Here is a 13217-nt window from a genome sequence, read left to right as displayed (position 1 = left end):
GAAACACCGGGCCCTTCTTCTTTGGGGGCTACAGGTCCAGCCGCCACACGATCAGCGACCCGTCCTCGCTGTCCTCGCGCTCGCCCACGGCCTGGAAGCCGTTGCGGCTCAGCACCGTCTGGGAGGCGGGGTTGTCGACCGAGGTCTCCGCGGTGAGCGCCAGCACGCGGTCATCCCCTCGCGCCCAGGTGGCAAGGTCGGCGACGGCGCGGGTGGCGGCGCCTCGGCCCCAGCGTGTGGGGGCGACGCCGTAGCCGATCAGCAAGGATCGGTCGGCCGCGTCCAGCGGCTGGACGGATGAGATCAGGCCCACGACCTCGCCGTCTTCCACGATCATCCAGGCGCTGGGGCTGAAGGTCGCCCGGATGTGGTCGGCCAGATCGCTCAGCATGGCCAGCACCTCGGGCGGCGCCACGGGGCTGTCGGCCAGGCGATAGGGGGCAGGGGCCTCGCCGCGCAGCAGGGCGGCGAAGTCTTGGGTATGGGCTTCAATAAGCATCAAAGGTCTCGGCTTTGAGAAGGCGCGCTGGGATCAGCGCGAAGGCCGAGCGACGGACGTCAGGCGCGTAGGCTCGCGTCGCCGCCGCGGCGGCTGTACGGAATGGCGACGACGATCAAAGGCGCTCTCCTACGTCCAAGCCTCAAGCCATAAGGTCTCAGGGCGCGACCGACAAGGTGCGGGCGTCGGCCGACAGCCGCAGGCGGTGACGGGCCCATAGCGCCGTGCCCAGGGTCCCGTCGACGCCGCTCGGCAGGTCGTCGGCCAGGGTCGCGGGGACATTCTCGGCCAGGACGCCGCCGATCGACAGGGCCCGCAGCCGGGCCGGAGCCGTGTGGCGGGCGTTCGTATCCAGCTTTCCGGTCGCGGCCGCCCCGCGTGTCGAGAGCCGCGCCATGGCCTTCGAGGCGGTGTCGATGGCGAAGGTCCCGCGCAGGGCCGTGGGGCCGTCGCTGACGGCAGCGGCGAGGGTCGGCAGGCCGTCGATCACTGTGACCGGTAATACGACCTGTCGGCGCGCGCTCCACGGCTGGTCGATGCGCACCCGGCAGTGGGCGAAGTCGATCTCGATGCTGTGGCCGGCCAGGACGTCCATCCCGATGACCCCGGCGATCGGGGTGACGAAGCCGGCGCCTCGCGCGTCCAGATCGGCGACCCTGACCGACACCCCCGGGGCCTTCAGCCCCGCGACCTCGACCGGTAGAGTCAGCTCGGGCGCCGTGATGCCCTCCATCTGAGCCTTGGTCTCGTGCAGTAGCGTGCGCGGGGCCGAGAGGTCGAGAACATAGTCGCCGGCCATGTCGGCGATCACCGCCGGGACGATCACGGCTCCGTTCTCGAACCAGCACGCCGTCTCCCCGGCCCGCGCCGCGCCGGCGAGGGGCAGCGAAAACAACAGGGCCAGGGCGGTTACGCGGCAACGCATGGGGTCAACGTAGCTCAGCCATGACGTTCGCGCGATGGTCTCGACACCGCCGCCATCGCCGTCACCCTGCCGGCGGGGACGATCCCGCCGAAGGACTCAGCAAGCCTGGGTCGGCGCGCCGTAACGTGCGTGGATCGCCTTGGGCGCCGCGCCGCCCAGCTGGATGACAGTCATGTGGTCGTACTCGCAGTCGGTCAGGATCTCCGGCGCGGGATCGCCCAGCGCGCGGGCGATGTCGGTGACCGTGTCGCTGTGGCCGACGATCAGCACGGTGGCGTCGGCGGGCGCCTCGCGGGCGGCCTCGGCCACGCGCTGGGCGTGGGCGACCGCGCCGCCATCCAGGGTGATCGGGACGATCTTCAAGCCGGTGGCCTCGGCCGTGGGCTGGCCGGTCTGCTGGGTGCGCTTCAGCGGCGTCGCCAGCACCAGCGCCACCTTGGACCCGGCGAGGCTGGCCGCCAGCGCCCGGGCGCGGGCCTGGCCGGCCGGCGACAGGTCCGGATCGCCGTTGGGCGAGACCTTCTCGCCGTGACGGACGATCACCACCGTCTGGGCCAGGGCCGGCGAGGCGGCGAGCAGGAGCGACAGGCTGAGAGCGGTCAGTGAGCGGATCATCCGCTGAGCCTAGGCGGGGCTCGACCCGTGCTCAAGCCTCGCCCTTGCCGCCGCCCGAGCGCTGGAATAGCTGCAAGGTTCGCAGCATCGCCAGGCGGGCGCTGTCGGGGTGGTGGCCGCTGGGGGCCACGAAGGCGTGCCCGGCCTCGTAGAGATAGATCGGCAGGTCCGGATGTGCTCCGCGGATCGTGTCGACATCGGCCAGCGGGATCAGGCTGTCGGTCTTGCCGAAATGCAGGATGGTCGGGACCTTCGGCGTCTCGTCGTGGTAGGCGACGATGTCGCCGCCATAGAAGGCCGAGACCGCCGTCAGCCCCTCGCAGCGGCAGGCCGCCAGCCAGGCCGTGGTGCCGCCATAGCAGAAGCCCATGACGAACACCGGGCCGTCCAGGGCGTCGATGCAGGCCTGGACGCGCGGCAGGGTGGAGACGCCCCAGCCGGTCGCCTTGCCCATGGCCATCCGCGCGTCGAGGATCGTCGGCGTGATGTCTTCGACCGGAAAGTCGGCGTCGGCCGCGTCCATCAGGCTGGGAACGATGACCTCATAGCCCTGCTCGGCCAGGGTGTCGGCCAGCGCGCGCAGATGCGGCGTGACGCCCCAGATGGCGTGCAGCATGACGACGCCGCCGCGCCGGGCTTCCTGGGGCGGGGCGTGGTAGGCCGTGAACGGCGAGCCGTCCTCCCTGCAGGCCAGAGGGATCCGCTGGCCCATCACGCGGCTCCATTGGCGACGAACAGCGCCAGCGTTCGCGCGCGGGCCAGTTCCGCGTCGGCGAGATCGCTGTCGGGCCGGCCATCGTTGTTGAAGCCGTGGCCGCTGGCCTCATAGATGTGGACCGGCACGTCGGGATGGGCGGCCTCGACCTTGGCCTTGACCTCGTCGGCGGCGATATGGGCGTCCTTGCGGCCCAGGTGCACGATCACCGGCGCCTTCAGCGCTAGCTCGGCATTGGCGGCGATCATGCTGCCGTAATAGGCCGAGCCCGCCGCCAGGCCCTGCAGCCGGCCGGCCGCCAGCCAGACCAGCGAGCCGCCCAGGCAGTAGCCGACCGCGAACACCGGGCCGCGCGCCGCCAGATCGTCGATGCAGGCCTGGATGTCCGACAGCATGGCGTCGATCCCGACCTTCTGCACATAGCTGACGCCGGTTTGGAAACCCTTGGGGTCGTGCTCGGCCACGAAGCCGGGCTCGGCGCGATCGAAGATCGACGGGGCCAATACCTCGAAGCCCAGGGCCGCCCAACGCGCGACGTCCTCCTGAACGTACTGGTCGAGGCCGAAGATCTCCTGGACCACGACCACGCCGCCTTTCCGCGCGCCGTTCGGCTGGGCGTGCAGGGCTGTGAACTGGAAGCCGTCGACGGCGGACGTCAGGGTGACGGTGTCGGACATAGGCGTACTCCCCAATGAGAAACGGCCGGGGCGTTTCCGCTCCGGCCGCTGGCTTGTTCTGAGCGCTTAGACGTTGAAGCGGAAGTGCATCACGTCGCCGTCCTTGACGACGTACTCCTTGCCTTCGGCCCGCATCTTGCCGGCTTCCTTGGCGCCGTTTTCGCCGCCCAGACGGATGAAGTCGTCAAAGGCGATGGTTTCGGCGCGGATGTAGCCCTTCTCGAAGTCGGTGTGGATGACGCCGGCCGCCTGCGGGCCGGTGTCGCCGACGTGGATGGTCCAGGCGCGGGCTTCCTTGGGGCCGACCGTGAAATAGGTCTGCAGGTTCAGCAGGGTGTAGGCCTCGCGGATCAGGCGGTTCAGGCCCGGCTCTTCCAGGCCCAGGGTCTCCAGGAACTCGGCGCGTTCGGCGGCGTCCAGCAGGGCGATCTCGCTCTCGATCTGGGCCGAGATGACCACCGACTTGGCGTTGTCCTTGGCGGCGCGTTCGGCGACCAGGTCGCTGTACTTGTTGCCCTTGTCGGCCGAGCCTTCGTCGACATTGCAGACATAGAGCGCCGGCAGCGAGGTCAAGAGCTGCAGCATGTGCCACGCCTTCTCGTCCTCGGCGTCGATCTTGGCGGCGCGGGCCGGGCGGCCTTCGCGCAGCAGGGCCAGGGCGATATTGGCCAGGCGCAGCGTGTTGGCGCTGTCCTTGTCGGCGCCGACCTTGGCGCGCTTTTCCAGGGCGGGGACGCGCTTTTCCAGGCTTTCCAGGTCGGCCAGCATCAGTTCCATCTCGATGATCTCGAGATCGCTGATCGGGTCGATGCGGCCTTCGACGTGGACGATGTCGCCGTCCTCGAAGCAGCGGGCCACGAAGGCCACGGCGTCGCAGTCGCGGATATTGGCCAGGAACTGGTTGCCCAGGCCTTCGCCCTTGCTTGCCCCGCGCACCAGGCCGGCGATGTCGACGAAGGTGATCCGGGCGGGGATGATTTCCTTGGAGCCGGACACCTTGGCCAGGGCGTCCAGGCGCGGCTCGGGCACGGCCACTTCGCCGGTGTTGGGCTCGATCGTGCAGAACGGGTAGTTGGCGGCCTGGGCCGACGCCGTCTGGGTCAGGGCGTTGAATAGGGTGGACTTGCCGACGTTGGGCAGGCCGACGATGGCGACTTTAAGGGCCATGGAACTCTCGTGGATTTCGTTGGGCGGGCGATTAGCACGGATGGTCGGGAAAGGCGAACCGGACCCCTCTTGCATGAACTGCAACCAGATCAGATATCAAAGGCGCAAAGGAGCTTCCCATGAGCGTTCGCCCCGTCCTGAAGATCGTGAAGGGCATGCCCGCCTCGGATGGCGACGGCGTGCGGCTGACCCGGATGCTGGGCACGCCCGAGGCCCAGATGTTCGACCCGTTCCTGATGCTGGACTGCTTCGACAACGACCAGGCCTCCGACTACATGGGCGGCTTTCCCGACCACCCGCATCGCGGCTTCGAGACCGTGACCTACATGCTGGAAGGCCGGATGCGCCATAAGGACAACACCGGCCGCGAGGGCGTGATCGGGCCGGGCGGGATCCAGTGGATGCGGGCCGGCAAGGGCATCGTCCACTCCGAGATGCCCGAGCAGGCCGAGGGCCGGATGCGCGGCTTTCAGCTGTGGGTGAACCTGCCGGCCAGGCTGAAGATGAGTGCGCCGGGCTATAGCGAGTTCGAGAGCGATGCGATCCCGGTCGAGGCCCGCGACGGCGGCGTCACGGTCAAGGTGATCTCCGGCGTGACCTCTCCTCCTGATGGGGGCGCCGGCACGGCCGGCCCGATCGGCGGCGGCGCGGTCGACGCCCTCTATTTCGACGTCGTCCTGCCGGCCGGGACCGTGTTCGAGGAGCCGGTGGGCGATGACCGCAACACCATGCTGGCGGTCTACGAAGGCCAGGTCCGCGTCGCGCATGACACGGTCGACGCGCTGTCGGGTGTCTTCCTGGGCCGTGGCGACACGGTCCGTATCGAGGCCGTCACCGACGCGCGGGTGCTGCTGCTGGCCGGCCGCCCGATCGACGAGCCGGTCTTCTGGCATGGCCCGTTCGTGATGAACTCCCGCGAGGAGATCGTGCAGGCGTTCGAGGACTTCCAGCGCGGGCGGTTCTAACCCACCGCCGCCGCCGCGAAGTCGCGCCAGGCCTTGGCCTCCTTGCGGAAGTGGGCGTGGGTCTTGGACAGGCGCTTGTCGATCTCGGCCAGTTGAGCCCGGGCCTCATCCTTGCGACCCATGCGGGCCAGGAAGACGGCGTAGCGGGCGATGCCCTCGAAGCCCGGATAGTTGTCGGCGGCCCAGGAGAGCGCGGTCTCGGCCTGCTCTTCCCGGCCCAGGGCGTGGTAGACGCGGCCCAGCGCCAGCATGATATGGGCCGTGCGGCCGCCCGTGGGTGTCTCGCCCAGCTTCTCCAGCAGGGGCAGGGCCTCGGCCGGACGGCTCAGCTCGATCAGGGCGTTGGCGCGGCCCAGCAGCAGCTGCGGATCGTCGGCGTACATGCCGGTCAGGCTGTCGGCATAGAGCTTTTCGGCCTCGGCGTGCTTGCCCAGCTCCGTGGCGGCGACGGCCAGGCGGACGCGGTTGGCGACCGTAGGGGCGTCATCGACGGCGCGAGCGGCCTCGCGGTACTCGCGCTGCGGATCAATGGCCTTGCGCGCCGCCTGGCCCATCTTCTGGGCGGTGCGGCCGCCGAACCAGGCCGGGGCGATGATGGCGACGAAGTAGACGAGCCCGCCGATCGGCTGGAACGCCAGGATGATCCACAGCCAGTACATCTGCTGGCCGGTGCGGACCACGTGGACGCACAGGGCGATGGCGATCAGGAGCGACAGGCCGATAAGGGGCAGAGGCAGCGAGAACATCGTCAGTCGTCCTTGGCGGGCTTGCGCGGATCGGCCTTGGGCGCCGGCGCCAGGCGCATGACCTCGGCCTGGTAGCGCTCGTCGTCGCCCGCGGCGGCGAAGGGCAGGGCGTCGGCGATGGCGTCCAGCATCGGGTCCAGCCACTGGTGCTCGACCTTGTGGAAGTCGCCCAACACATAGTGCATGACCGCATCCTTGTGACCCGGATGGCCCACGCCGATGCGCCCGCGGCGAAAGGCGTCGCCGACCTGGCTGGTCACCGAGCGGATGCCGTTGTTGCCCGCCGCCCCGCCGCCGGCCTTCATCCGGAAGCGGCCAGGGGCCATGTCGATCTCGTCGTGGAAGACGATGACGTCTGACGGCGCAAGCTTGAAGAACTTCATGGCCTCGCCCACGGCGCGGCCGCTCTCATTGTAGTAGGTCTTGGGCTTGAGCAGCAGCAGCTTGACCGGGCCGTCGGGCGTGCCGACCTGTCCCTCGCAGGCCAGGCCCTGAAAGCGCGCGCGCCACGGGGCCGTCCCCCACTTTCGGGCGAGGGCGTCGACGGCCATGAAGCCGACGTTGTGGCGGTTCTTCTCGTACTTGGGCTCGGGATTGCCCAGGCCGGCGAGGATCAGCATCGCTTGGATCTCAAGACTTCAAACGAAAACAGGCGGACCCGAAGGCCCGCCCGTTCCGTAAAACAGTTCGGTCGGATGACCGAGCGGATTAGGCCTCGGCCGTGGTGTCGCCGGCGTCCGACTGGGCGGCCGACGAGGCCTTCAGGGTCGCGATCACGAAGTCGCGGTCCATGGCCGGCTTCACGCCTTCCGGCAGCTTCACTTCCGAGATGCGGATGGTGTCGCCGATGTCGTGGTTGGTCAGGTCGATGACCAGTTCTTCCGGGATCTTGTCGGCCGGGCAGGCCAGTTCGACGGTGTGACGGATCACTTCCAGCGAGCCGCCCTTCTTCAGGCCGACCGAGGTTTCGTGGTTCTTGAAGTGAACCGGCACTTCGATCTTGATCAGCTGGTGCTCGTCGACGCGGTACAGGTCGAAGTGGACCGGCTCGTCGGTGACCGGGTGGAATTGGACGGCCTTGGCGATGACCGATTGCTTGTCTTCACCGTGTTGCAGCGTGACCAGGTGGCCCAGCAGCTTGCCGGTGTAGAGCGACTTGCGGAACTCGTTGGCGCGCACGGCGATGTTCACCGGGGCCTTGCCGCCGCCGTACAGGGTGCCCGGGATCTTGCCTTCGCGACGGACGGCGCGGGCCGCGCCGGTGCCGGCGCCTTCACGGACTTCAACGTTCAGAATGATCTCGGACATTGTCGTGTCTTTCTAGAGAGCCGGATGCTCTCTTTTGTGACCCGGCGCCTATGGCTGTATCGCCACGCTCGCCAGCATCGTTTTGGGGTCGCGCTACATACACAAAAGGGCCGGGCGACGCAACGCCCGGCCCTTTCGGCTGGAATCGGGGAGAAGATCAGCTCTTCTTGGTGGCCGACTTCTTGGCCGGAGCCTTCTTGGCCACGGCCTTCTTGACCGGCTCGGCCTTCGGCGGCGGGGGCGGTTCCGGCGGCAGGGTCGCGCCCGAGGCCTTGACCACGCACGCGCCGGTGTCGATCAGGATGTGCTGACCCAGGCAGAAGATGTCCTCGTAGTGCGGCTTGGACACGGCCAGGCACTGGTAGAGGTTCAGCTTGGCCATGTTCAGGCAGTTGGCCGTCGCCCAGTCGCCGCTCAGCGCGTCGATCGAGGCCAGGTTGTTGTCGCCGGCCGCGCCGAGGGCGGCCAGGGCCGCGACCGCCAGGCCGCGGATGACCACGGGCTGGTAGGGGGCGGGGGCCGCGCGCGGGGTCAGGCCCAGCGACTGGCCGCCGGTCGAGGCCTGCTGCAGCACGGCCACGTCGGCGCTTTCGGCCAGGGCCGGAATCGCCGACAGCGATTTGGCCGAGGCCAGGCGACCGTCGCGATCGACGACCGAACTCTTCGACCAGGTCGACCTCTGCACGTCATAGGCGGCCTGCTTCACGGCCTTGCCGGCCATGTAGACCTTCAGGCCGTCGCGGCCGACGGTATCGATGATCAGGCCGGCGGCGCTGTCGGCGCCCTTGAACACGGCCGCGTACGAGGGGTTGGAGAAGATGTTGTTGATCATCTCCTGGCGCTGGGTCGGATTGGCCGCGACCTCGCGCACCGAGGCGACGAAGGTGGGGTCCTGCAGGGCCAGGACGGCGGCGTAGGCCACCGCGCCGTTCATGAACGACTTGGCCTCATAGGCCGCGCCGATCTTCAGCGAGGCCTGGATCTGCTCGCCGTTCTGGAAGGTCGGAGACACCGCGCCGGCGCGGGCCATATAGCCGCGGAAGGCGCTGGCCCGCTCGACGATGCTGGCCGACAGCGTGATCGGCGGCGGCGGGGGCGGGGCCTGCACGAGTGGCGGCGGCGGCGGCGGCGGCGAGCTGCAGGCCGCCACCAGGGCGGCCAGCGCCACGACGGTCGTCGTCAGGACGACGCGCGTACGCGAAAAAGAACGCATTTTCTGAACATCCCCATCAAGTCTTGGGGCGCGCATAGCAGCCCGGGTCGGCGAGATTGTGACTTCGCCTCGTTAACCAGACTTTTACAAGCGTGGCCGTGCGCGAGGCGAGTTCGCGCTCGGCCCTCGCCCGATAGGCTTAGTCGAACAGCTTCGACACCGACTCTTCGTTGGCGATGCGGCGGATGGCCTCGCCGATCAACGGCGCGCACGAGACGTAGCGGATCTTGGGGCAGGCCTTGGCCGGGTCGGAGGCCTCGATCGAGTCGGTGACGACCAGCTCGGTCAGCGCCGAATTGGCGACGCGGTCCACCGCCGCGCCCGACAGGACGCCGTGGGTGATGTAGGCGCTGACCGACTTAGCGCCGTGGCTGATCAAGGCCTGGGCGGCGTTGCACAGCGTCCCGGCCGAATCGGCGATGTCGTCGAACAGGATGCAGCGGCGGTCCTTGACGTCGCCGATGATGTTCATGACTTCCGACTGGCCCGGGCCCGAGCGGCGCTTGTCGACGATGGCGAGGTCGGCGTCTTCCAGGCGCTTGGCCAGGGCGCGGGCGCGCACCACGCCGCCGACATCCGGCGAGACGACCATCAGGTCGGGACCCATCGGATAGTGGCGGCGGATGTCTTCGGCCATCAGACGCGAGGGCAGCAGGTTGTCGGTCGGGATGTCGAAGAAGCCCTGGATCTGGCCGGCGTGCAGATCCATCGTCAGGACGCGGTCGGCGCCCGAGCGGGTGATCAGGTTGGCGACCAGCTTGGCCGAGATCGGCGTGCGGCCGCCGGTCTTACGGTCCTGGCGGGCGTAGCCGAAATAGGGCAGCACGGCGGTGATCCGCTTGCCCGACGCGCGCTTCAGGGCGTCGATGCAGATCAACAGCTCCATCAGGTTGTCGTTGGCCGGATAGCTGGTCGACTGGATGACGAAGACGTCCTCGCCCCGCACGTTCTCATCGATGGTGACGAACACCTCGAGGTCGGCGAACCGGCGCACCTGGGCGCGGGTCAGCGGCATGTCGAGATATTCCGCGATCGCCTGGGACAGCGGGCGGTTGGAGTTGCCGGACAGCAGCTTCATGATGATCTCGGTGTGGGGGTCGCCGTTGCCGGGCCTTCTATCAGCGATCGCCTCTGGGGCAAGTGTTAACGTGGCGACTTATTGGCATCCGTGTCCGGACGGTCACGCTTCCAGGCTGATCGCCGACAGCAGACGGCCGTAGTCGCCCTCGCCATTCAGGAAGGCGCGGCGGTTGGAGAAGAACCATTCCTCCTCGGCCCGGGTGTCGCGGCCGACCCACTCGCGACGCTCGACGCCGGCGGTCTCCAGGCGGTCCAGCACGAACGCCGGCAGGTCGAAGAAGCGCTTGTCCTCGGCGGCGCCCGGCTTGAAGAACCGGCCCGAGCCGGGGCAGTCGGCCTCGAACCTGTGCAGGAACTCCAGCCCCACCTCGTAGGACTTGGGGCCGATGCAGGGGCCGACGACGCCGGTGATACGCTCGGGCCGGGCGCCCAGCTCAACCATGCGGTCGACGGCGGCCTGGACGACGCCGTCCAGCGCTCCACGCCAGCCGGCGTGGGCGGCGGCCACGATGCGGGCCTCGGGATCGGCCAGCAGCACCGGCGCGCAGTCGGCCGCCATGGCGCCGCAGATGACGCCGGGAGTCTTCGAGACCACCGCGTCGCCCTCCGGCCGCGCATCGCCCCAGGAGCCGTCGGCCGTGATCGCGATGGTCGAGTGAATCTGGTAGCAGATGTTCAGGTCCTCGGGCGCGCCGCCGAACCAGCGCGCGATGCGGGCGCGGTTCTCCTCGACGTCGGCCGGCTCGTCCTTGCTGCCGCGCCCTACGTTCAGGCTGTCGTAGATTCCCTTCGAGACCCCGCCCTGGCGCGTGAAGAAAGCGTGCTTGATGCCGGGCAGACTGGCCAGGAGCGGCGACTGGACGGTGGGCAGGTCAGGCTTCTTGGTCATGTCGCGTCCTCGAAGAGGGGGGGCGAAAGGTCGGGCGCGGTCAGGCACGCGACCTTGAACAGAGCGCCCATCTGCGCCTTGCCGACCAGACGATCAAGCTGTCTCGCGATCCGATCGGCGTGATCGGGGCGGGCGACGGCCAAGGTCTGGGCCCGGGCCTCGATGCCCAGGGCCAGCAGGAACTGCGCCTGGGTCAGGATCGGCCCGGCCTTGGCGCCGGTTTCCCGCGCGGCGGCGACGACCGAGGGGAAGTCGGCCCAGACGGTGAGGTCGGCCAGGCCCGCGGTGGTCAGCGGGTCGACCTTCTGGTGGTTGCGGATGGCCTGCAGGGTGTCGCCGGCCTCCGGCGCGTCGCGGCCATAGTCGATCAGCAGCGCCGCGCCGCCGTCGGCAGCGAGGCGGTGGGCGATGTCCGAGGCCTGGGCGGCCTGGGCGGGGGAAGATTCCCAGACGCTCCCTTCGCCGGCTTCGGGCAGGTGAGGCGGCGCGGCGTCAGGCGACTTCCCGAGGCCGCGCAGCCCGAACGCCAGTTGACCGTCCTCGCCCAACCCGATCACCCGCTCGGCCCAGCCTTCACCAGTCCGGACGAACTGGCGGGCGGGTAGGCAGTCCAGCAGCTCGTTGGCCACCAGGATCATCGGCGCGCCGGCCGGGACCTCGTCCAGGCGACCGACCCAGCGCGGGCCTTCGCCCAGCTTGGCGGCCTGCTTCGCGCGCAGCGGCCCCGACACCTCCACCAGCCAGACCTCGGCGGCGGCCAGGAAGTCCGGATCCAGCCGGCCCGCCCGCAGCAGGTCGCTCATCAGCGTACCGTCGCCCGGGCCCATCTCGACCAGGCGGAACGGCGCGGGCCGGCCCATGCGGGTCCAGGTCTCCAGCACCCACAGGCCGATCAACTCGCCGAACATCTGGCTGACCAGCGGCGCGGTGATGAAGTCGCCGCCCGCGCCCAGATCAGGGCGCATCGCGTAGTAGCCGTCGCGCGGGTCGTGCAGGCAGCGGGTGAAAAACTCGGGAACGCCGATCGGCCCGTCCTGGGCGATCTGCGCCTTCAGACGATCAAGCAGGCTCATGCCCGCCTTCGCCTGGACCGACTTGAACAGGCTCGCGCAGCGCCTTCCACATCAGCCAGCCGCCGACCAGGATCATCGGGGTCGACAGCATCATCCCCATGGTCAGGCCGAACGGGAAGTCGGGCATGCCGACGTCCGGATTGCGCACATTTTCCAGCGACAGGCGGAACAGGCCGTAGGCGATCAGGAAGGTCGCCACGATCGCCCCGCGCCGCTGCAGCCACTTCAGGCGATAGACGGCGAAGACCAGAATGAGGAACAGCAGCAAGCCCTCCAGCCCCGCCTCGTAGAGCTGGCTGGGATGGCGCGGGTATGAGCCGGCCGGGCAAATGTGCTGTGGGTGGGCGGCCTTGATCGTCTCGTTGCAGAAGATGATGCCGAACGGCCCGTCGGTGGGGCGGCCCCACAGCTCGCCGTTGATGAAGTTGGCGATGCGGCCGAAGAACAGGCCGATCGGGGCCACCGGCGCGATCAGGTCGCCCAGCTTCAGCATGTCGATCTTCTGCTGGCGGGCGAACAGGGCGATCGCCGCGCAGACGCCCAGGAAGCCGCCGTGGAAGGACATGCCGCCCTCCCAGATCTTGAACAGGTCCAGCGGGTGCGCGAACAGCCAGATTCGCTGGTCCTCGTTCATCAGCATGTAGAACAGGATGTAGCCCAGCCGGCCGCCCAGGATGATGCCCAGGGTGATCCACAGCACCAGGTCGTCGATCTGCAGCGGCGTGGCGGTCGGCGCGCGGCCGCCCCACAGGCGCTCGGTCCGGGTCATCCGGACGGCGAAGCGCCAGCCCAGCAGGATGCCCGCCACATAGGCAAGGGCGTACCAGCGCAAGGCCAGCGGACCCCATTGCAGGGCCCAGGGACCGATGTGCACGATCGGGTCGATGTTCGGGAAAATCACGTGCGGCTCCGTGCGGGACACATGGTCGCACTCGTATAGCCTTCGGGCTTCGCTTTCATCCCCCGTTTCCCATATAAGGACGCAGCCCACTCTTTGGGCCACTCGGAACCGCGATGCACAGCCAGAACCCTTTCCTCGACGAATTCGCCAAGCTGACCCAGGCGGCCATGGGCATCGCCCAGACGGCCGGCGAGGAGGCCAAGACCGCCATGCGGGCCCAGGCCGATCGTCTGGCGGCCGAATTCGACCTGATCCGCCGCGATGATTTCGAGGCGCTGAAGGCCGAGGTCGCGGCGCTGCGCGAAGAGGTCGCGGCTCTGAAGGCGGCCAAGAAGGCGCCCGCTAAAAGCGCTTCTGGAAAAACCGCGACTTCAGGCGAATAGGCGATTCGGCGCTCGCTCACGGCGTGAAGCGAGTTGAGACGAACGTCACGAAGCAGATTAG

Annotated in this window: 16 protein-coding genes; 2 read left to right on the top strand and 14 right to left on the bottom strand. The window is 68.8% G+C overall.

All coding sequences use genetic code 11. From position 1 onward, the window contains the following. Nucleotides 1-28: 28 nt before the first annotated feature. From AC07R7_RS12090 to ychF, 6 genes are all read right to left on the bottom strand, one after another. Nucleotides 29-499 (bottom strand): GNAT family N-acetyltransferase, encoded by a 471-nt coding sequence (locus AC07R7_RS12090; RefSeq protein WP_494635319.1) that lies wholly within the window; start codon nt 497-499, stop codon nt 29-31. 157 nt (nt 500-656) lie between these two features. Further along, nucleotides 657-1424, bottom strand: a complete 768-nt coding sequence (locus AC07R7_RS12085) for a pepsin/retropepsin-like aspartic protease family protein (protein ID WP_494635317.1) — start codon at nt 1422-1424, stop codon at nt 657-659. A 96-nt stretch (nt 1425-1520) separates the two neighbouring features. Further along, nucleotides 1521-2039, bottom strand: a complete 519-nt coding sequence (locus AC07R7_RS12080) for a histidine phosphatase family protein (RefSeq protein WP_494635315.1) — start codon at nt 2037-2039, stop codon at nt 1521-1523. 31 nt (nt 2040-2070) lie between these two features. Next, the gene (locus tag AC07R7_RS12075; protein WP_494635313.1) at nt 2071-2751 is read right to left on the bottom strand and encodes a dienelactone hydrolase family protein; all 681 of its coding nucleotides are present in this window, start codon (nt 2749-2751) and stop codon (nt 2071-2073) included. Further along, nucleotides 2751-3431, bottom strand: coding sequence for a dienelactone hydrolase family protein (locus AC07R7_RS12070; protein WP_494635311.1), 681 nt, complete (start codon nt 3429-3431; stop codon nt 2751-2753). Before AC07R7_RS12070 ends, AC07R7_RS12075 begins: the two co-directional genes overlap by 1 nt. Before the next feature lie 66 nt (nt 3432-3497). Further along, nucleotides 3498-4598 carry a redox-regulated ATPase YchF gene (gene ychF / locus AC07R7_RS12065; protein ID WP_494635309.1) on the bottom strand — a complete coding sequence of 367 codons (1101 nt, stop codon included), beginning with the start codon at nt 4596-4598 and terminating at the stop codon, nt 3498-3500. Nucleotides 4599-4717: 119 nt separating this feature from the next. Between ychF and AC07R7_RS12060 the strand changes: the two genes are divergently transcribed. After that, nucleotides 4718-5563, top strand: coding sequence for a pirin family protein (locus AC07R7_RS12060; protein ID WP_494635307.1), 846 nt, complete (start codon nt 4718-4720; stop codon nt 5561-5563). Here AC07R7_RS12060 and AC07R7_RS12055 read toward each other — a convergent pair. The 8 genes from AC07R7_RS12055 to lgt form a co-directional block, all read right to left on the bottom strand. Further along, nucleotides 5560-6309 carry a tetratricopeptide repeat protein gene (locus tag AC07R7_RS12055; protein ID WP_494635306.1) on the bottom strand — a complete coding sequence of 250 codons (750 nt, stop codon included), beginning with the start codon at nt 6307-6309 and terminating at the stop codon, nt 5560-5562. The genes AC07R7_RS12060 and AC07R7_RS12055 overlap by 4 nt on opposite strands. A 2-nt stretch (nt 6310-6311) precedes the next feature. Then, nucleotides 6312-6929 carry an aminoacyl-tRNA hydrolase gene (pth, locus tag AC07R7_RS12050; protein ID WP_492886985.1) on the bottom strand — a complete coding sequence of 206 codons (618 nt, stop codon included), beginning with the start codon at nt 6927-6929 and terminating at the stop codon, nt 6312-6314. Between the two features lie 88 nt (nt 6930-7017). Next, the gene (locus tag AC07R7_RS12045; protein WP_492886984.1) at nt 7018-7617 is read right to left on the bottom strand and encodes a 50S ribosomal protein L25/general stress protein Ctc; all 600 of its coding nucleotides are present in this window, start codon (nt 7615-7617) and stop codon (nt 7018-7020) included. A gap of 157 nt (nt 7618-7774) precedes the next feature. Next, entirely contained in the window at nt 7775-8830 is a 1056-nt protein-coding gene (locus AC07R7_RS12040; RefSeq protein WP_492836760.1) for a hypothetical protein, read from the bottom strand. A gap of 139 nt (nt 8831-8969) precedes the next feature. Further along, nucleotides 8970-9908, bottom strand: coding sequence for a ribose-phosphate pyrophosphokinase (locus AC07R7_RS12035; RefSeq protein WP_492886983.1), 939 nt, complete (start codon nt 9906-9908; stop codon nt 8970-8972). A 102-nt stretch (nt 9909-10010) separates the two neighbouring features. Continuing rightward, nucleotides 10011-10799 carry a peptidoglycan editing factor PgeF gene (pgeF, locus tag AC07R7_RS12030; RefSeq protein ID WP_494635304.1) on the bottom strand — a complete coding sequence of 263 codons (789 nt, stop codon included), beginning with the start codon at nt 10797-10799 and terminating at the stop codon, nt 10011-10013. Then, a complete protein-coding gene (locus tag AC07R7_RS12025; protein ID WP_494635303.1) occupies nt 10796-11872 on the bottom strand; it encodes a class I SAM-dependent methyltransferase in 1077 nt (358 codons plus the stop codon). The genes pgeF and AC07R7_RS12025 overlap by 4 nt, the downstream gene beginning before the upstream one ends. Beyond that, the gene (lgt, locus tag AC07R7_RS12020; RefSeq protein ID WP_494635302.1) at nt 11859-12773 is read right to left on the bottom strand and encodes a prolipoprotein diacylglyceryl transferase; all 915 of its coding nucleotides are present in this window, start codon (nt 12771-12773) and stop codon (nt 11859-11861) included. The genes AC07R7_RS12025 and lgt overlap by 14 nt, the downstream gene beginning before the upstream one ends. A 113-nt stretch (nt 12774-12886) precedes the next feature. Between lgt and AC07R7_RS12015 the strand changes: the two genes are divergently transcribed. After that, a complete protein-coding gene (locus tag AC07R7_RS12015; RefSeq protein WP_125156683.1) occupies nt 12887-13156 on the top strand; it encodes an accessory factor UbiK family protein in 270 nt (89 codons plus the stop codon). The last annotated feature ends 61 nt before the right edge of the window (nt 13157-13217 follow it).

The organism is Caulobacter sp. GW821-FHT05F04 (assembly GCF_059419665.1).
This window is presented reverse-complemented; position numbering and strand designations above follow the sequence as displayed.